Annotated in this window: 16 protein-coding genes; 6 read left to right on the forward strand and 10 right to left on the reverse strand. The window is 71.6% G+C overall.

The annotated features are described in order from the left end of the window. The gene (locus IO24_RS0129185) at positions 1-744 is read right to left on the reverse strand and encodes an ABC transporter permease (RefSeq protein ID WP_031140720.1); all 744 of its coding nucleotides are present in this window, start codon (positions 742-744) and stop codon (positions 1-3) included. Between the two features lie 17 nt (positions 745-761). Then, on the reverse strand, positions 762-1,544 hold the full coding sequence (locus IO24_RS0129190) for an ABC transporter ATP-binding protein (protein ID WP_031140722.1): 783 nt from the start codon (positions 1,542-1,544) through the stop codon (positions 762-764). Positions 1,545-1,623: 79 nt separating this feature from the next. Here IO24_RS0129190 and IO24_RS0129195 point away from each other — a divergent pair, with 79 nt between their 5' ends. The 4 genes from IO24_RS0129195 (at position 1,624) to IO24_RS0129210 (ending at position 6,493) form a co-directional block, all read left to right on the forward strand. Continuing rightward, the gene (locus tag IO24_RS0129195) at positions 1,624-2,265 is read left to right on the forward strand and encodes a TetR/AcrR family transcriptional regulator (RefSeq protein ID WP_031140724.1); all 642 of its coding nucleotides are present in this window, start codon (positions 1,624-1,626) and stop codon (positions 2,263-2,265) included. A gap of 126 nt (positions 2,266-2,391) precedes the next feature. Further along, positions 2,392-3,240 (forward strand): 3-hydroxyacyl-CoA dehydrogenase family protein, encoded by an 849-nt coding sequence (locus IO24_RS0129200; protein ID WP_031140726.1) that lies wholly within the window; start codon positions 2,392-2,394, stop codon positions 3,238-3,240. 151 nt (positions 3,241-3,391) lie between these two features. Then, positions 3,392-3,715, forward strand: a complete 324-nt coding sequence (locus IO24_RS0129205) for an STAS domain-containing protein (RefSeq protein ID WP_003993003.1) — start codon at positions 3,392-3,394, stop codon at positions 3,713-3,715. Positions 3,716-3,982: 267 nt separating this feature from the next. Further along, positions 3,983-6,493 (forward strand): ATP-binding protein, encoded by a 2,511-nt coding sequence (locus IO24_RS0129210; RefSeq protein ID WP_031140728.1) that lies wholly within the window; start codon positions 3,983-3,985, stop codon positions 6,491-6,493. A gap of 77 nt (positions 6,494-6,570) precedes the next feature. Here the strand turns inward: IO24_RS0129210 and nucS are convergent, their stop codons facing one another. Beyond that, positions 6,571-7,242 (reverse strand): endonuclease NucS, encoded by a 672-nt coding sequence (nucS, locus tag IO24_RS0129215; RefSeq protein WP_031140730.1) that lies wholly within the window; start codon positions 7,240-7,242, stop codon positions 6,571-6,573. Positions 7,243-7,495: 253 nt separating this feature from the next. Between nucS and IO24_RS0129220 the strand changes: the two genes are divergently transcribed. Beyond that, on the forward strand, positions 7,496-7,888 hold the full coding sequence (locus IO24_RS0129220) for an SCO5389 family protein (RefSeq protein ID WP_030246492.1): 393 nt from the start codon (positions 7,496-7,498) through the stop codon (positions 7,886-7,888). Between the two features lie 85 nt (positions 7,889-7,973). Here the strand turns inward: IO24_RS0129220 and IO24_RS0129230 are convergent, their stop codons facing one another. Continuing rightward, positions 7,974-9,002 (reverse strand): LLM class flavin-dependent oxidoreductase, encoded by a 1,029-nt coding sequence (locus tag IO24_RS0129230; protein ID WP_031140735.1) that lies wholly within the window; start codon positions 9,000-9,002, stop codon positions 7,974-7,976. Positions 9,003-9,266: 264 nt separating this feature from the next. Between IO24_RS0129230 and IO24_RS0129235 the strand changes: the two genes are divergently transcribed. Next, positions 9,267-9,599 carry a hypothetical protein gene (locus IO24_RS0129235; RefSeq protein ID WP_031140737.1) on the forward strand — a complete coding sequence of 111 codons (333 nt, stop codon included), beginning with the start codon at positions 9,267-9,269 and terminating at the stop codon, positions 9,597-9,599. Positions 9,600-9,605: 6 nt separating this feature from the next. Here the strand turns inward: IO24_RS0129235 and IO24_RS0129240 are convergent, their stop codons facing one another. The 6 genes from IO24_RS0129240 to scy form a co-directional block, all read right to left on the reverse strand. Next, entirely contained in the window at positions 9,606-10,487 is an 882-nt protein-coding gene (locus tag IO24_RS0129240) for an ABC-2 transporter permease (RefSeq protein ID WP_031140739.1), read from the reverse strand. Continuing rightward, the gene (locus IO24_RS0129245; protein ID WP_031140741.1) at positions 10,484-11,755 is read right to left on the reverse strand and encodes an ABC transporter ATP-binding protein; all 1,272 of its coding nucleotides are present in this window, start codon (positions 11,753-11,755) and stop codon (positions 10,484-10,486) included. Before IO24_RS0129245 ends, IO24_RS0129240 begins: the two co-directional genes overlap by 4 nt. Positions 11,756-11,877: 122 nt before the next feature. Then, positions 11,878-12,648 carry an ABC transporter permease gene (locus IO24_RS0129250; RefSeq protein ID WP_031140743.1) on the reverse strand — a complete coding sequence of 257 codons (771 nt, stop codon included), beginning with the start codon at positions 12,646-12,648 and terminating at the stop codon, positions 11,878-11,880. A gap of 4 nt (positions 12,649-12,652) precedes the next feature. Then, entirely contained in the window at positions 12,653-13,621 is a 969-nt protein-coding gene (locus tag IO24_RS0129255) for an ABC transporter ATP-binding protein (RefSeq protein ID WP_031140745.1), read from the reverse strand. 85 nt (positions 13,622-13,706) lie between these two features. Next, entirely contained in the window at positions 13,707-14,642 is a 936-nt protein-coding gene (locus tag IO24_RS0129260) for a coiled-coil domain-containing protein (protein WP_031140747.1), read from the reverse strand. A gap of 183 nt (positions 14,643-14,825) precedes the next feature. Then, positions 14,826-18,773, reverse strand: a complete 3,948-nt coding sequence (gene scy / locus IO24_RS0129265; RefSeq protein WP_031140749.1) for a polarized growth protein Scy — start codon at positions 18,771-18,773, stop codon at positions 14,826-14,828. Positions 18,774-18,809: the final 36 nt, after the last annotated feature.

Consider the following 18,809-nt stretch of genomic DNA (forward strand, 5'->3'; position numbering starts at 1 on the left):
TCAGGCCGTTCGGAACACGCGTGTGCCCACTGTCACGGACAGCGCCGTGAAGCAGGCGGCCACCAGCGCGCCGTAGAGCATGTGGGGTGTCGCGTAGCTGCCGACGTAGGCGTCCCGCACCGCGTCCACCAGATAGCGGAACGGCATGAGGTGCGACAGGGCGTCCAGCCAGGCCGGGCCGAGCGTCATCGGCAGCATCAGGCCGGACAGCAGCATGGACGGCATGGTCAGCGCGTTGATCGCCGGGCCGAAGCTCTGCGGGGTGTCCATCCTCATCGCCAGCGCGTACGACAGAGCGGCCAGCGAGACCGTGAGCAGCGCGACGAAGGCGAAGCCGATCAGGACGCCGGCGAGTGGTGCCCGCAGGCCCATCACCACCGCCGCCAGCACCAGCAGCACGGCCTGGAAGACGAACACCGTGGCGTCGCGCAGCACCCGGCCGAGCAGCAGGGCCAGCCGGCTGACCGGGGTGACGCGCATGCGCTCGACCACTCCGTGACCCTTCTCGATGATGATCGAGAACCCCGCGAAGGACGCGCCGAACAGGCCGAGTTGGAGCAGCAGCCCGGGGACGAGCACCTGCCAGGAGCTGCCTCCCCCGCCGAGCGGCAGATCGGTGAGCAGAGGGCCGAAGAACAGCAGGTACAGCAGCGGCATGAGCACGCCGAAGAGCAGCGCGAAGCGCGAGCGGAGGGATTGCCGGAGGTAGCGCCCGTAGACGAGGGCGGTGTCGTGCAACAGCATCGGGAGTCCTCTGCGTCCTAGACGGCGACGGGGGTCTGGCCGGCCGGCGCGGCGCTGCGGCCGGTGATGGCGAGGAACGTGTCCTGGAGCGAGGCGTCGAGCGAGCCGCCGTGGCGGAGCTTCAGCGCACTCGGGGTGCCCTCGGCGGCGACCACGCCGCGGTCGACGACGACCAGCCGGTCGGAGAGGGCGTCGGCCTCGTCGAGGTAGTGCGTGGTCAGGAACACCGTCGTGCCGTGCTCGTCGCGCAGCCGGCGCACCAGGTCCCACAGGTCGGCACGGCTGCCGGGGTCGAGACCGGTCGTCGGCTCGTCCAGGAACAGCACCTTCGGGCGGTGGGTGAGTGCCATCGCGATGTCCAGCCGCCGCCGCTGCCCGCCGGAGAGCGCGCCGCACTTGCGGTCGAGGAGCTCGGTGAGGTCCAGGTCGCGGGCCAGTTCACCGGCGCGCTCGGCGGCCTGTGCCCTGGTCAGCCGGTACAGACGCCCCTGGGTGACCAGCTCCTCCCGCACGCTGATCTGCGGATCGACCCCGCCCGACTGCGCCACGTAGCCGCAGGCCCGGCGCACCCCGGCCGCGTCGGTCGCCAGGTCGCACCCGGCGACGGTGGCGGCACCGCCGGTGGGCTCCAGCAGGGTCGTCAGCATGCGCAGGGTCGTCGTCTTGCCGGCCCCGTTCGGGCCGAGGAAGCCGAGGATCTCGCCCTCGCGGACGGTCAGGTCGATGGAGCGCACGGCCTCCACGGGGCCGCTCCTGGTCAGGAAGGTACGGGCCAGTCCGGCCGTACTGATGATGGTCATGCGCCCAGGAAAACAGAGTCTCTTAAAGTTTGCAATGACCCCAAATTTTCAGCGGGCCCAAGGAAGCTAGGATTCGGACATGGCTGAGGGGCTCAGGGAACGGAAGAAGCGCGAGACCAGGCAGCGCATCTCGGACATCGCCACCGGGCTCTTCCTGGAGCGCGGGTTCGTGACGGTGACCATCGCGGACGTGGCGGAGGCGGCCGACGTCTCCGTGAACACCGTCTACAACTACTTCCCGGCCAAGGAGGACCTCTTCTTCGACCGCTCCGAGGGGGTCGTCGACCGGCTCTCGCGCTGGGTGCGGGGCCGGGACGCGGGGGAGTCGGCGGCGCGGGCGGTGCTGCGCGAGCTGCGCGCCGAGATCGAGGCCGTCTCGCCCCGGATGGGCCTCGTCGAGGGCTACGACCGTTTCATGCGCTGCATCGAGGAGGCGCCGCCGCTGCGCTCCCGGCTGTGGCGCATCCAGCAGGAGGTCCAGGACAACCTGGAGGCGACCCTCCGCGAGGAGACGGATGCCGGGGACGCCGACCCGCTGCCCAGGCTGATCGCCGGTCAGATCTGCTGGGTCCACGGCACGGCCTTCGTCGCGATCGGCCGCGAGATGGCCGAGGGGCGCAACCCGGACGAAGTGTCCCGCGAGATGCTCGTGCTCCTCGACGACATCGAGGGGCTGTTGAGCGAGAAGGTGCTCAACTACGCCGTACGAGGCACCGCATGACCCACGCCGGTGTGATGTCCGTCATGTGAGACGTGACGCGCATTACTTACCGGTCACACAGCCCCTCACGAGCGCTAGTGTCCGCCCGAGAGGCAGACATAAGCAGCGCGTCAGGGGAGTCGCACAGTGGCACGGAAGCTCGCCGTCATCGGAGCCGGCCTCATGGGATCCGGCATCGCCCAGGTCTCCGCACAGGCGGGCTGGGAGGTGGTCCTGCGTGACGTCACCGACGAGGCTCTGACGCGGGGCACCGACGGCATCAAGGCGTCGTACGACAAGTTCGTCGCCAAGGGCAAGCTCGAGGCGCACGACGCCGACGCCGCCCTGGCCCGCATCACCGCGACCACCGACCTGGACGCCGCGGCCGACGCGGACGTGGTCGTCGAGGCCGTCTTCGAGAAGCTCGAGGTCAAGCACGAGATCTTCCGGGCGCTCGACAAGATCGTGAAGGACGAGGCGATCCTCGCCTCCAACACCTCCGCCATCCCGATCACCAAGATCGCGGCGGCGACGGAGCGCCCGGAGCGGGTCGTCGGCACGCACTTCTTCTCACCGGTGCCGATGATGCAGCTGTGCGAACTGGTCCGCGGCTACAAGACCAGCGACGAAACCCTCGCCACGGCCCGCGAGTTCGCCGAGTCGGCCGGCAAGACCTGCATCGTCGTCAACCGTGACGTCGCCGGCTTCGTGACGACCCGTCTCATCTGCGCCCTGGTCGTCGAGGCGGCGAAGCTTCAGGAGTCGGGCGTGGCGAGCGCCGAGGACATCGACCTGGCCTGCAAGCTGGGCTTCGGTCACGCCATGGGCCCGCTGGCGACGGCGGACCTGACGGGCGTCGACATCCTGCTGCACGCCACGAACAACATCTACACCGAGTCCCAGGACGAGAAGTTCGCGGCTCCCGAATCGATGCGCCGGATGGTTGACGCCGGTGACATCGGACGCAAGAGCGGGCAGGGCTTCTACAAGCACTGAAACCGCACATGCCCCGGGGCCCATCACACCCCAGGGTGAATTCGGTATCGGTTCGCTTACAAGAAGCAACCTCTGGCTCCTCCACACAGTCAGAGGTTGCATCACCCACATCCAGAACGCGGAGCACGATTCGCACGCACGGGGAGCGCATATGCACATCAGGGGCGACCACGCCGAGCTGGTCGTCGGGGGCCGCCTCGACGTCCGGAGCGCGGCGGACGCCCGTACGGTCCTGCACTCGGCCGTCGACGACGGCGTCGGAGACCTCGTGCTGGACCTGTCCGAACTGGACTCCTGGGACGCCACCGGACTGGGCGTGATCATGGGGGCCCACCGACGGGCCGGCCGCTGCGGCCGGCGCCTGGTGCTGCGCGGAGTACCGCCGCAGATGCAGCGCCTGCTGGTGGCCACCCGCCTGCACCGGATTCTGGCGATCGAGGGGGGCATCGGGGTGGAGACCCTTCCCCGCGTGTGACGCCTCGTACGCGTGTGAGCCGGGCGACCGGGGAGACCCGGACGCACGTCGTCGCATCGTGCGACGCGCACAATCCTCACGAGACCGTGACGTTACGGACGGCGCGGTACCCCGGACTGTCGTAGATACTGTGCGAAGGTTTAGGGTTCGGCTGCCCGCTGCCTTGACACCCTTCGAGCGGGACCGGACCAGAAGCGACAGCGCGGTGTGCAGCAAGGCCGGGAGGGGCTTTTCCAAGCACACACACGCTTTTGGGGGGCTTGACCTATGGACCCTAACCACCAGGGACCCGAGGAGTACGGCCACGACGGTGACGGCCCTGCGCCGCGCCAGCGCCCTCCCAGGGAATCCCTCGCACCCGACTTCGGGCAGCACGCGCCGGCGCTCGCCCGCACGGTGCAGCTCGCCTCCGGCGACTTCCTGCTGACCGTCAACCCCGTCGACGGCAGCGAGATAGAAGCCTGCCCGCCCGCCGAGCTGCCCGCCCGGCCCGTGAAGCTCGGCGCGGCCGAGCGCGCCGAGGCCGATCGCGCGGCTCGCCCGCCCGTCCCGCCCGGCCCCGCGCAGCCCGCCCTGCCGCTGCTGGCCCGCCAGGACGAACGCGAGCGCCTGGTGCGCCTGCTCGCCCGCGGCCGTTCCACCCGCCTCACCGGCCCGGCCGGCTCCGGCCGCACCCGTCTCCTCGACCTGGTCGCCGAGGACTGCTCCGACCTCGCCCCCGACGGCGTCGTCCGCCTCAACGGCTTCGGGCGCACCTCCGGCGACCTGCTGTACGACCTGTTCCACGCGGTGTACAGCGCACCCCTGCGCCGCCCGGGCCGGGAGGAACTGCTCACCCACGTCCGTGACATCGGCGCGGTCGTCGTCGTCGACGACCTGGAGTTCGGCGGTGCCGCGCTCGACGAGCTGCTGGAGGCGACCCCCGAGTGCGCCTTCCTGCTCGGCGCCACCCCGGACGTGCCGGCTCCCTCCGCCGACGCCGCCGTCGAGGAGGTCGTCCTCGGCGGGCTGGAGCGCGCGGCCGGGCTCGACCTGCTGGAGCACGCCGTCGGCCGGACCCTCACCGAGGACGAGTCCAACTGGGCGGGCGACCTCTGGTTCGAGTCCGAAGGCCTGCCGCTGCGCTTCGTCCAGGCCGGCGCCCTGCTGCGGCAGCGCGACCGGCTGCGCGCCGGCACCGGTGCCGTCGACGAGTTCGGCGTCTTCCAGGACGTGCCGCAGGCCGACACCGCCGAGGCCTACGACCTCGGTGACGACGTGCCGCTGCCCGCGCTCGGCGAGGCCGCCGCGCCCGCGCCGCTGCTCGCCTCCCGGCTGAGCGCCTCCGCCCGCGCCACTCTGCGGTTCGCCGTCGCCCTCGGCGGCGAGGTCCCGCACCAGGCGCACCTGCCCGCCCTGGTCGGTGACACCCACGCGGACGCCGCCCTCGGCGAACTGGCCGCCTGCGGTCTGGTCTCGCCGGTCGGCTCCCGCTACCGCCTCGCGGCCGGCGTGCCGGCCCAGCTGGAGGCCGCCGGGTACGCCGACGAGGCCGAGGCCGGTGCCCGCAGCGCCGCTCAGCACTACTCCTGGTGGGCCGGGCACCCCTCGGTCACCCCGGAGCGCGTGTGCGCCGAGGCCGACGCGGTGCTCGCCGCCCTGGCCGTCCTCGGACCGGTCACCCGCCCGCCCGCCGAGGGCGAGGAGAGCGCGGCCGTTCACCTGGCCCGCACCGCCGCCCCCGCGTTCGCCGCCGGACTGCACTGGGGGGCCTGGGAGCGGGCCCTGCGGGCCGGCGCCGAGGCCGCCCGGCTCGCCGAGGACGTCGCCGAAGAGGCCTACTTCCACCACGAACTCGGCGTCCTCGCCCTGTGCGAGGGCCTGCTCGACCGGGCCCGCGCCGAACTGGAGGCCTCCATCGGCCTGCGCGGCGCCCTCGCCGACAAACGCGGCACCGTCGCCGGCCGCCGTGCCCTCGCCCTGGTCGCCGACCGCTCGGGCACACCGATCGGGCTCGGGCCGACCGCGGCGGAGGAGGTGCCCGACACCCGTGACGAGGAGTCGGCGTCACCGCCCGGTGGTGTTCCGGCGGCCTTCCCGACGCTCCAGCAGCCGCCCTCCCCGTCCCTGGTCACCCACCGCAGCTCGCCCACGCCCTCGCGGGCGGCCCGTGGCGGCCTCAAGGGCCTGGCCCGGCGCAACCTCGTGGCCGCCGGTGCCGGTGCCCTGCTCGTCGCCGTCCTGGGCACGGTGGTGACGCTCGGGGCCACCTCCGACAACGAGCAGAACCCGCCGTCCGACCAGGTCGGCGTCAATCCGTCCGCCAGCCAGGGCGTCAACGACGGCAGCCTCGGCGCCGACCGGCCGGCGAACGACGACGACGGCGGCGGCACCGGCGAGGCGGCCGCCCGCCCGACGGATCCGGGCCCGGACGGCACACTCGGCACGTCGGACGACCCGACACCGACGGACTCCCCGAGCGGTTCACAGGACCCGAGCGAATCCGCGTCGCCGTCGAAGCCGCCGTCGTCCTCGAAGCCGCCGTCCACGTCCAAGCCGCCTACGACGTCCAAGCCCCCCACGACGTCCAAGCCGCCGACGTCGAAGCCGCCGACCTCGGAACCGCCCACGTCGGAACCGCCCACCTCCGAGCCGCCGACCTCGGAGCCGCCGACGACCAGCCCGTCCACCTCCGACTCGGCCAGCGGGCCGGCGCCGAGCGCTCCCACGAGCACCACGGCGAGCGCACCTGCGAGCAGCGGCGGGGGCACGCCCAGCAGCTCGGACCAGGTGATCTGAGGCTCGTCGGACAACAGCAGGGCCGGGTCCGTTCCGCGGACCCGGCCCTGTTCGTCTGTTCGTCTTCGTACCGGCTGTCAGAACAGTCGCAGCTTGTCGTCCTCGATGCCCCGCAGCGCGTTGTAGTCGAGGACCTGGCAGCCGATACCGCGGTCGGTCGCGAGGACGCGCGCCTGGGGCTTGATCTCCTGGGCCGCGAAGACGCCGCGCACCGGGGCGAGATGGGGGTCGCGGTTCAGCAGCTCCAGGTAGCGCGTGAGCTGCTCCACGCCGTCGATCTCACCGCGCCGCTTGATCTCCACCGCGACGGTCTTGCCGTCGGCGTCCCGGCACAGGATGTCCACCGGCCCGATGGCCGTGGGGTACTCGCGGCGGATCAGCGTGTAACCCTCGCCGAGCGTCTCGATGCGGTCGGCGAGCAACTCCTGGAGGTGCGCTTCCACGCCGTCCTTGATCAGGCCGGGATCGACGCCCAGTTCGTGCGAGGAGTCGTGGAGGACTTCCTCCATGGTGATGATGAGCTTCTCGCCCGCCTTGTTGACGACGGTCCAGACGCCCTCTTCCTCGCCGGTGCCCTCCTTCAGCGTGCAGGGCGGCGACATCCAGTTCAGGGGCTTGTAGGCCCGGTCGTCGGCGTGGATCGAGACGCTGCCGTCCGCCTTCACCAGGATCAGGCGCGGGGCCGAGGGAAGGTGGGCGGTGAGCCGCCCGGCGTAGTCCACGGAGCAGCGGGCAATGACGAGACGCATGGTCGGCAACGCTACTCGACGGGCGCCTGTCGACGCGATTCGCCCTGGAAAACGTGTGTTCGGTAATGGCCGATTGTGTGCACAGTGTGCTCATTGGGAGTGTCTCATCTGCGCATTTTCCTGGTGCCGTCACCGTCCGTTGCTTACCGTATGAACGGGAGGTCGCGAGGCGTGTACGCAGCGTGTCCGGTATCGCGAACTCCCCCTATCTGTCCGGCAACCCCTGCTCATCAGGGGTGCGAGAGGAGAACTCATGTCGCTCGACGTCTCACCGGCCCTACTCGAACAGGCCGAGCGAGGCGAGGTCGACGAAGCGGAATTCGTCGACTGCGTCCGGACCTCCCTGCCCTATGCGTGGGAGATGATCAGCTCACTGGTGGCCCAGCTGAAGGTGGACGGCGGCGCGTTCGCCGACAACCAGACGCCCCCGCCGGACGAGCAGGCACGCGGTCAGCTGCTGCGTGCGCTTGCGAGTGACGCGATACGCGGCGCGCTGCAACGGCACTTCGGTGTGCGCCTGGCCTTCCAGAACTGCCACCGGGTGGCCGTGTTCCCGCTTGACTCCTCGGTCGACGAGAAGCTGGGCCGCTTCACCTCGGTCCGCAGTCAGGTGCTGAACCAGTCGCCTGAGTTCCGGGACTGCTGACGCGGCGCCGCTTGCTTGCCGCTCCGTACGCGGGAGGTGCAGTTCTGTACCGGAGCGGCAAGCCCCCAGGAAACCCACCGCGCTGTCACACGAGTTGGGGGAGCACCTCGGCGCCCAGCCGCCACACGTTCTCCTCGGTCGCCGCCAGGTCCCCCGAGCCCTCGACGAGCAGCGCGAAGCGGGAGATTCCCGTGCGCTCGCTGGTCGCCGCCAGCCGGTCCGCGCACAGTCGCGGAGTGCCCACCGGGTGCAGTCCGCAGAGCAGTTCGGTGTACGCCAGCGGGTCGCGCATCCGGCGGGTGCGGCCGTCGACCGTGACATGGGCCTCCAGGCCCTGCTTCAGCCAGCCCGGCATCGCCTTCATCAGCGTCTCCGCCGCGTCGACCCGCCGGTCCGCGATCTGGCAGACACCGGCCGACACATGGGACGCGCCCCGGATCTCCTCCGGCGACCGGCCGCAGGCCCGCGCGTGCTGCCGCCACAGCGCGACCATCTCGGCCTTCTCCTCGTCCCCCACGTGCATCCCGAGCAGCATCGAAAGACCCCGCTCGGCAGCGAGCCGCACGCTCGCCGGCGACGTGCAGGCGACGACGAGCTCGGGCCCCGCGACCTCCGTCAGAGCCTCCGACGGCCGGGGCACCACCGGGACTTCACGGAAGCGGAAGCGCTCCCCGTCGGCGGCCACGGACGACTCGCGCAGCCACCGCACCAGAAGCTCCAGGGACTCCGGGAACCCCGTCTCGTACGCCTCCAGACCCGCGCCGAACACCTCCAGGTCGACCCATGGGCCGCCGCGCCCGACACCGAGGGTGAAGCGGCCGCCGCTCGTGTGGTGCAGCAGCGCGGCCTGTTCGCCGAGGGCCACGGGGTGGACGGTGGGCAGGACGCTGACCGCCGTACCGACCCGGATGCGGCGGGTGCGGCCCAGCAGTAAGGCGGCCAGGGTGATGGCCGACGGGCACGTGCCGTACGGCACGAAGTGGTGCTCGGCCAGCCAGACCGCGTCGAGCCCGGCCTCCTCGGCCACCTCGGCCGAGCGGACCGCGCGGTGCAGCGCCTCTCCCTCGCCCTGACCGGGGAACTGGGCCGCCAACACGAAACTTCCAACGCGCATTGCTTTCCCGCTTCCTTGGCTCCGACACGGAGCTCCCCACAGGGCATAACCGTCTGACACGTGCCGAGGACACGGCCGGTCGGAGTATTTTGCGGATTGTCTGCAGAATGGGGCATTCCGCCCGGAGCCCGGGGGAGAGCACCCGGGGTGAGCCGGCCGAGCCCACGAGAGACTTATGGCGATTGGTGCCGTACGCCTACCCTCGTGCGCGCCGCGTAGGCTGGACGCGGCCCGTGCTTCCTGTATAGCCCCGAGAGGTGTCCCGTGTCCCCGCGTCGCAACCGACCCAAGGGCGCCGTTTCGTCCGGCCGGAGCGCCGAGGACGACCGCCCCGGCCGCTACGGCGGCTGGCAGTCCTCGGAGAACTGGCAGGGTGAGAACTGGAGCGTGCGGCACGTGGCCGGCGCGAGCGCGCAGGGCAAGTCGTACCGCTGCCCCGGCTGCGACCAGTTGATCCCGGACGGGGTGCCGCACGTGGTGGCCTGGTCGGAGCACACGGGTGTCGACGACCGCCGGCACTGGCACAGGGCCTGCTGGAACGCGCGGGACCGCCGCACCCCGGGGGTGCAGCGGTCCCGTAACGCGCCGAGATTCTGACCGGCCTCAGACGTCCCGCTTCTCCAGCAGCGCGAAGGCGCCGGCGAACGCGACGGCCGTGACGCCGAGGATGATCCACAGCGGGTCCCAGCCGGACGGGCCGGACTGGCTCAGGGAGTTGGCGTAGAAGACGCTGAGCTGGTTCGGGATCGAGTACTCGAACAGGGCGTCGCGCACCTTCTGCAGGGACTCCGAGAACATGAACAGCGCGATCACCAGTGGGGCCAGCACGGCGCCGATCATGATGGTGATGGCGCCGGCCGAGTGCCGGATGATCGAGCCGACGATGAGCGAGAGCAGGCCCAGCAGCGCGATGTACAGCGCGATGCCGACCGTGCCCTTCAGCCACTCACCGCCGGAGGGGTCCCTGGCGCCGCTGTCCTCCAGCAGGGCCACGTGCAGGAAGGCGACGAGGGAGCCGGCCACCAGCGTCACCACGAACGCGACCAGGAAGAACACGATGGCCTTCGCCGCCAGCACGCGTCCGCGGCTCGGGCACGCGACCATCGTGGTGCGGATCATGCCTGTGCCGTACTCCGAGGCCGTGGTCAGCACGCCGAGGGTGATGATGCACATGCTGCCGAGCAGCAGCCCGAAGAAGCCCAGGGACAGCGCGTTCTCGCCGGACAGGTCCGTGGAGGAGCTCGACACCACGATGCCGGTCAGCAGACCGATGCCCACGACGAGCAGAACGAACACGCCGAGCGTCCACATCGTGGAGCGCACCGACCTGATCTTCGTCCACTCGGACGCGATGGCGTTCCCGAGGTGCGTGCGCACGACCGGGATCGGCGAGGTGTAGCCGGGGCCGCCCGGGTGCGGGGCGGAACCGGGCGCCGCCTGCCAGGCGGGCGCGGCCTGCGGCATCTGGGGCTGGGGGCTGCTCATCGTGCGTCCTCGGGCTTGGTCAGGTCGGAGGTCGGGGCGGCGGCGGGTGCCGGCGGCACCGGGGCGGGCTGCGCGGGGGCCGAGGCGGCCGGCTGGGCGTACGGGTTCGGCGTCCCCGGGCCGGGGGCGCTCGGAGCGGCGCCGGGTGCGCCCGGGGCGCCGTGAGCCCCCGGAGCGCCGTACGGGCCCGCCGGCGCCTGGCCCGGTGCGCCCTGCGGCGGGGCCGGGAACGGCTGTCCGCCCTGCTGGGGCGGCGGCGGGGCGTACCAGCCCGGCTGGCCCTGCCCGGGCACCGGCATCGGCGGCTGCGCGCCGGGCGGCAGCGGCTGCTGGAACCCTTCCTTCTGGTCGACCGTCGAGCGGTAGTCGACGGCGCCCTGTGTCATCCGCATGTACGCCTCCTCCAGGGAGGCCTGGTGCGGCGACAGCTCCCACAGCCGTACGCCGTGGTCGTGCGCGATGTCGCTGATGCGCGGCAGGGGCAGCCCCGTCACGCGCAGACCGCCGTCCTGCTCGGGCAGCACGTGCCCGCCCGACTCGGTGAGCGCGGCCGACAGCTTCTCGCGCTGCTGCGGCTCGGAGTCGGGCGTGCGCACCCGCGCGAAGTCCGCGGAGTTCGCCGAGATGAAGTCGGTCACGCTCATGTCGGAGAGCAGCTGACCGCGCCCGATGACGATGAGGTGGTCGGCGGTCAGCGCCATCTCGCTCATCAGGTGGGAGGAGACGAAGACCGTACGGCCCTCCGCCGCCAGCGCCTTCATCAGATTGCGCACCCAGAGGATGCCCTCGGGGTCGAGGCCGTTGACCGGTTCGTCGAACAGCAGCACCTGCGGGTCGCCGAGCAGTGCCGCGGCGATGCCGAGCCGCTGCCCCATGCCGAGGGAGAAGCCCTTGGACCGCTTCTTGGCCACGTCCTGCAGACCGACGACCCCGAGCACCTCGTCCACCCGCCGGGCCGGGATGCCCGACAGCTGGGCCAGGGACAGCAGGTGGTTGCGGGCGGACCGGCCGCCGTGCACCGCCTTGGCGTCCAGCAGGGCACCGACCTGGCGGGCGGCGTTGGGAAGTCTGCGGTACGGATAGCCGCCGATCGTCACATGCCCGGCCGTCGGGTTGTCGAGGCCGAGAATCATCCGCATCGTCGTCGACTTGCCCGAGCCGTTCGGCCCGAGGAAGCCGGTGACGGCTCCGGGTCGCACCTGGAAGGAAAGGTTGTACACAGCGGTCTTGTCGCCGTAGCGCTTCGTCAGGCCGACTGCTTCGATCATGCTCCGCACCCATCGCAAGGTTCAGGACAGCAGGGCACACGCCCCCGTAAGGGTTAGGAGGATATCGAGGCGCTGACGGTTCCGCCCAAGACGAGGTAAAAGGTCAGGCCAAGCCTGCCCCGCTAGGCATCGCGCTTCTTCAGCAGCACATAGCCACCGATCAGCGCAGCGAGCACCCACAGCCCCATGATCCCGAGGCCGCCCCACGGCCCGTACGGAGTGTCGTCGTCGATCGGCGTGACCACCTGCATGATCTTGCTGCCGGCCTGGTCGGGAAGGAACCGGCCGACCTTCTTCGTCGCGTCGACGTTGCCCAGGATGTTGGAGATCAGGAAGAAGAACGGCATCAGGATGCCCAGCGACAGCATCGGCGAGCGCAGCATCGCGGCGACGCCCATGGAGAACATCGCGATCAGCGCCATGTAGAGACCGCCGCCGAGCACGGCCCGCAGGACCCCCGGGTCGCCGATCTCCGCCCGGTGGGAGCCCAGCATCGACTGCCCCAGGAAGAAGGCGGCGAAGCTGGTGACGAGGCCGACCACGAGAGCGAGCCCGCCGGCGACCGCGATCTTGCTGAGCAGGAAGGAGCCGCGCTGCGGCACCGCGGCCAGCGAGGTGCGGATCATGCCGGTGCTGTACTCGTTCGACACGACCAGCACACCGAACACGATCATCGCGAGCTGGCCGAGACTCATCCCCGCGAAGCTGATGAACGTCGGATCGAACTCGGCCCGGTCCTGCGCGTTCATCGAGTCGAACTCGCTCTTCGACAGTGCCGAGATCAGCATGCCGAGGGCGACCGTCACGACCACCACCAGCGAGAGTGTCCACACCGTGGACGCCACCGACCGGATCTTGGTCCACTCCGACCGTACGACCTGTGTCACCGCCATCTGCTCAGCCCCTCTTCCCGCCGTCGCCCCACTGCTGCCGCGGTGGCTCGGGGCTCGCCGGGCTCGTCTCGCTGTGTGCGTGGTACTCCACCGACTCCGCGGTCAGCTGCATGAACGCCTCCTCCAGCGAGGCCTGTTGCGGACTCAGCTCGTGCAGCGTGATCCGGTGCTGCGCCGCCAGCTCACCGATCTGCTCCGCCTTGCCGCCGTCCACCTCCAGCACCCCGTCACCGCTCTCCACGGCCACGACCCCGGCCTGGTGCAGCACGTCGAGCAGCCGCTCCCGCTGCGGACTGCGGACCCGGACGTAACTGCGTGAGTTGCGGTCGATGAAGTCCGCCATGGAGGTGTCCGCGAGCAGCCGGCCCTGCCCGATGACGACGAGGTGCTCGGCCGTCAGGGCCATCTCGCTCATCAGATGGGAGGAGACGAACACGGTCCGGCCCTGCGCGGCGAGCGACTTCATCAGGGTGCGGATCCAGTGGATGCCCTCGGGGTCGAGGCCGTTGACCGGCTCGTCGAACATCAGGATCCGCGGATCGCCGAGCAGCGCGGCCGCGATGCCGAGGCGCTGCCCCATACCCATCGAGAAGCCCTTGGTCTTCTTCTTCGCGACCGCCGTCAGCCCGACCGTCTCCAGCACGTCCCGTACCCGGCTGCGCGGGATGCCGTTGCTCTGCGCGAGGCACAGCAGATGGTTGTAGGCGGTACGCCCGCCGTGCCAGGCCTTGGCCTCCAGCAGGGCGCCGATGTACGTCAGCGGGTCCTTGAGCTGTTGGTAGTGCTTGCCGTCGATACGGACGTCGCCGGCGGTCGGGTGGTCGAGACCGAGGATCATCCGCATGGTCGTCGACTTGCCCGCGCCGTTCGGCCCGAGGAAGCCGGTGACGATGCCCGGTCTGACGGTGAAGGACAGATTGTTGACCGCCACCTTCTCGCCGTAACGCTTGGTCAGCCCCTCCAGCTCAATCATGCCGCCACGCTAGAACGTCACAAAGCCCTCTGCCACCCGAGCGGCAGAGGGCTTTGCGGAGGTTCAGACTCCGTATGCCGGGCTGTTACCGGGACTGCTGCGCCGGGACCCCACGGGAGATCGGCTCGTCCTCGGCCGGTGTGCCGGCGGCGGCCACCGCGGCGCCCGTGAGCGTCGCGAGCATCTCGCGGACGTTCGTCAGCTGGGCGTTGATGCTGTCGCGGCGGTTGGTGAGGGCCGCGAGCTCCCGCTCGGATTCCGAACGGATGCGGTCGGCCTTGGCGTTGGCGTCGGCCACGATGTCCTCGGCCTGGCGCTGAGCCGTCTCCACCGTCTGGCGGGCGCGGCGCTCGGCGTCCGTGCGCAGCTTCTCCGCCTCCAGGCGCAGCTGCTCGGCGCGGTGCTCGATCTCGGCGAGGCGCTTCTCGGCCTTGGCCTGACGGGAGGCCAGATCGCGCTCGGACTGCTCGCGGCGCTTGGCGAGGTTCGTCTCGAAGTCGGCGGCGGCCTGCGCGGCCTTGGCGCGGGTCTCCTCGAAGAGGGCGTCCGCCTCCTCGCGCTTGGACTGCGCGTCCTTCTGCGCCTCGGAACGCAGCTGGGAGGCGTCACTCTTGGCCTTCTCGACGATCCGCAGGCCCTCGTCCTCGGCCTTCGCCTTGCGCTCCGCCGAGTACGACTCGGCGTCGTTGCGCACCTGCTGGGCCGCCGACTCGGCGAGCTCGCGGTGCTGCTCGGCCGCGCGCCGGGCCTCCTCGCGCAGGTCCTTGGCCTCTTCCTCGGCGAGGCGGAGGATCTTCTCCACGCGCGCACCGAGACCCGCGTACGACGGCTCGGCGTCGGTGATCTGGGCCTGGGCGTTCTGCGTCTCGAGATGGAGCTCTTCGATGCGCTTTTCCAGAGCGGTGATGCGGGCGAGAGCGCTGTCACGGTCGGAGACGAGCTTGGAGATACGTTCGTCCACCTGAGCGCGGTCGTATCCACGCCGCACAAGCTCGAAGCCGTAGGGGGAAGTGTCGCTCATGGGGTTCCTGTCGAATGAGACCGGTGAGGTGATAGGTGGAATCCTAGGGGCCGAAACGGTGTGTCATCGAGCGGATGCGCGTTTGATCTGGAAAATGACACCCCTTTTGAGTGGCTAACCCCCGGACCGCTTGCCAAAAACTTGGTCAAAGGCCCCAGCACACACCAGATGCGCCCCGTTTGGCTAGCTATCCGAGGACTTGCCACCCGAACGGGGTGCGCCGACCGTCGCCCCTGCCTTGACTCCGTTGTCCTTGCCCGTGGAAGGGGCCTCGAAGGACTCCAACGCCTCCAGGACGTCCTGGACACGGGAGATCTCGGCGTTGATGTCCTCGCGGCGGCGGACCAGGACCTCCAGCTCGCGCTTGCCCTCCTCCACCGTGCGCTTGGCCTCGCGGACCGCCTCGGCCTTGAGCTCCTCGGCCTCCCGGACCAGCGTGGACTTCTTCTGCTCGGCCTCCTTGAGCAGTCCCTCCGCCTTCTTCACCGCGGCGATCCGGACCTTGCCCGCCTCGGAGTTGGCCTCCGAGACGATCTCCTTGGCCTTCGCCTGCGCCTTCGCCAGCTGCTCCTCGGCCGCCTTGACGAGCGCGTCGCAGCGGTCGCCCGCCGACTTCATCGTCTCGGCCGACTCCCGGCGGGCCCGCTCGTGCAGTTCCTCGATCTCGGACGTGATGCGGTCCCGCAGCTCCTCGGCGCGCTCCCTGATCTGCGTGGCGTCCCGGCGCGCACCGACCAGCAGCTCGTCCGCGTCCGTACGGGCCTTCTCCACCAGCGAGTTGCCCTCGACCGTCGCCTCGGACACCAGTCGGTCGGCCTCGGTGCGGGCCGCGCCCACCATCGTGTCGGCCTGCGACTCGGCCTCCGCGGTGGTCTTGTGCGCCTGCTGCTGTGCCTCGGTCAGCAGCTTGTCCGCCTCGGCCGTGGTCTCCGTGATGAGCTTGTCGACCTGCTCGGCCGCCTCGGAGCGCCGCTTGTTGGCGTCCTTGCGGGCCTCGTCCAGGGTGCGGTCGGCCTCCTCGCGCGCCGTGCTGACGAGCCGCTCCGCCTCCGCCTCCGCATCGGTCTTCACCCGCTCGGCCTCGGAGCGGATCCGCTCCGCGTGCCGCTGCGCCGAACCGACCGTCTCGGCGGCCTCCGCCCGCAGCCGCTCCGCCTCGCCGGTGGCGTCCCCCACCAGCTGCTCGGCCTTGGCGACCGACTCCGCCCGCACCCGCTCGGCCTCCGTGGCCGCCTCGGAGCGGACGCGCTCGGCCTCGGAGACCGCTTCCGTACGGACCCGCTCGGCCTCGGCGACCGTGTCCATCCGCAGCCGGTCGGTCTCCTGGACCGTCTCCGTCGTGAGCCGCTCCGCCTCGTTGCGCGCCTCGGTGATGAGGGTGTCCGCCTGCGTCGCCGCGTCCGACCGGATGCGGTTGGCGTCCTCCCGGGCGTCCGCCCGGGTGCGCGAGGCGCTCTGCTCGGCCTCGGCGATCGCGTCCGACGCCTCCGTGCGCACCCGCTGGGCGTGCTCGGCGACGTCCGTGCGGATCCGCTCCGCCTCCTCGATCGCCTCGGACATGGTCCGCTCGGCGAGCGCCTTGGCGGCCTCGGACTCCTCGTGCGCCGCGCGCCGCAGCCGGCCGGCGTCCTCGCTCGCCCGCTCCCGCTCCGCGTAGGCGTCGGAGCGGACCCGGTCCGCCTCCTCCTGGGCCTCGCGGCGCGTACGGTCCGCAGCGTGCTCGGCGGCGCTGCGCAGCCCGGCGATCTCGTCCTGGGCCTGCTCGTGCAGCCCCGCGACGGAGTCCCGGACCTGCTGGGCGTGCTGCTCGGCCGCCGACACCATCTCCGTGGCACGGCGGTCGGCCTCCTCGACCAGCCGTACGGCCTCGGTCTGGGCCTCCTCCACGCGCTTGCGCGCCGAGGCCAGCAGCTCCTCGCTCTGCTCGCGGGCCCGCTCGCGCTCCTGGTCGGCCTCCTGCCGGGCGCTGCCGAGGACCTCCTCGGCCTCGCGGCGGCGCCGGTTGGCCTCCTCCTGGGCGGCGGCCAGCGTCTCGGACGCCTCCGCGGCGAGCCGCTCGGCGGCGGACTGCGCCTCCGCGCGCATCCGGTCGGCGCTCTCCTGCGCCTCCGACTTCAGCCGCTCGGCCTCGTTCGCCGCCTCCGAACGCAGCCGTACGGCGACGGTCTCGCCCTCGGCACGCGCGGCCGACGCGTCGGACGCGGCCTCGTCGCGCAGCCGCTCGGCCTCCGCCTCGGCCTGCTGCTGGAGTGTCCGGATCCGCTCGGCGGCCTCGGCGCGCAGCCGCTCGTTCTCCTCGGCGGCCTCGCGGCGGATCCGCGCGGCCTCCTCGCGGGCGTCCGACAGCGCCTGCTCGGCGGCCGTCAGCCGCTCCTCCGCCTCCGTCTGGAGCCGCGTCAGCTCCTCGGCGGCCTCACCGCGACGGGCCTCTATGGCCCGCTCGGTCTCCTCGTGCAGCTCCAGCGCCGCGCGCTCGGCGTCCGCCTTGAGCGCCTCGGCCTGCTCGACGACCTCCTCGCGGTGCCGCTCGGCCTCCTGCCGGGTGCGCTGGAGAGTCTCCTCGGCCTGCCGGCGCAGGGTCGTCGCCCGCTCGATGGCCTCGGTGCGGACCCGCTCGCTGTCCGTCTGGGCCGTCGTGCGCAGCTCGTCCGCGTCCGCCTTGGCCTTGGCGAGCAGCTCCTCGGCGGACTTCGCCGCCTCCTCGATCTGCGCCACGGCCTCCTTGCGGGCCTCGGCGCGGATCTTCTCGCCCTCGTCGACCGCGTCCGCCCGCAGCTGCTCGGCCTCGCCGCGCAGCCGGCGGGCCTCCTCCTGCAGCTCGACCGTCTTGGCGCGGTACTCCTTGGTGTCGTCCTTCGCCGCGCCCTTGAGCTGCTCGGCGATGTCGTGCGCCTCGGCCCGCAGCCGGTCCGCCTCGGCCTCGGCCTCCGAGCGGATCCGCTCGGCCTCCTCGGCCGCGGCCTTCGTGGTCTTCTTGGCGTCCTCCGCCGCCTTGTTGAGGACTTCCTCGGCGGTCCTGGCCGCCTTGGACAGCTGGGTCGCGGTCTCCTCGGCGGTGAGCGTACGGGCCTTCTCGGAGGCCTCCGCGACGATCTTCTCGGCCTCGGCGCGGGCGTCGGCGACCAGCTGCTCGGCCTCGGACTTGGTGTTCTCGGCCTCCTTCGTGGCCTCCTCGACCAGCCGGGCGACCTGCTCCTTGGCGGTGCGCGTCCGCGTCTCGTTCGCGGACTCGGCGCTCGCCAGGGCCTTGGCGGCGGCCTCCTTGGCCTCCGTGACCAGCTTCTCCGACTCGGTCTGCGCCTTGCGCAGCGCCTCCTCGGCCTCGGCCATCCGCTGCTCGGCGGCCTTGCTCAGCTCCAGGGCCTCGCGGCGCGCGGACTCCGACTCGGTGACGGTCGACGTACGCAGCTGCTCGGCGTGGTCGGTGGCCTCCTGGGCCTGTGTGGAGGCGGCGTTCAGCAGGCGCTCTGCGTCCGTGCGGGCGCGGCGCAGGATCTGCTCGGCCTCGGCCCGGGCCTCCTCGGCCGCGCCCGTCAGCCGCTGCCGGGCCTCCGTCGCCAGCCGCTCGGCCTCCGCGCGGGCGGTGGCCAGGGCCTGCTCGGCCTCGGCCCGGGACTCCTCCAGCAGCCGGCGGGCCTGCTGCTCGGTACGGGCCCGCAGCTGCTCGGCCCACGCCACGTTCTCGTTGACGTGCGACTCGACCGTCTGGCGGCGCTCGGCCAGCTCCTGGTCCAGCTGCTGGCGGCGGGTCACCGCCTCCTGGTGCAGCTCAGCCTGGAGCCGGGCCGCCTGCTCGGCGTGCTCCTGGAGGATCCGCTGGGTCTGGGCCCGGGCCTCGCTCAGCTCCCGCTCGGCGTCCGTACGGATCTGGTCGGCCTGCATCTGCGCGTTGCGCAGCAACTGCTCGGCCTGCCAGCCGATGTCGCCCCCCTCGAAGGAGGGCCGGGACATGATGGTGCGCCGCGCCTCGTGCAGCTTGGCGCGCAGCACCTCGACCTGGTAGCCGAGGTCCTCGGCGTGCTGGATCGCCTTTTCCCGTTCGGTCTTCAGCCGCTTCATCTCGGCTTCGAACCGAGAGAGGTGGTCGACGTCAGCCGCCGGCTCTCGCTCCTGGCTCTCGTAGCCCCGCACTGCGCGGTCCCATCCGTCCCCTGGTCGCAACACTCT

The sequence above is a fragment of the Streptomyces flavovariabilis genome (assembly GCF_000725785.1).
Lineage (GTDB): Bacteria > Actinomycetota > Actinomycetes > Streptomycetales > Streptomycetaceae > Streptomyces > Streptomyces hawaiiensis.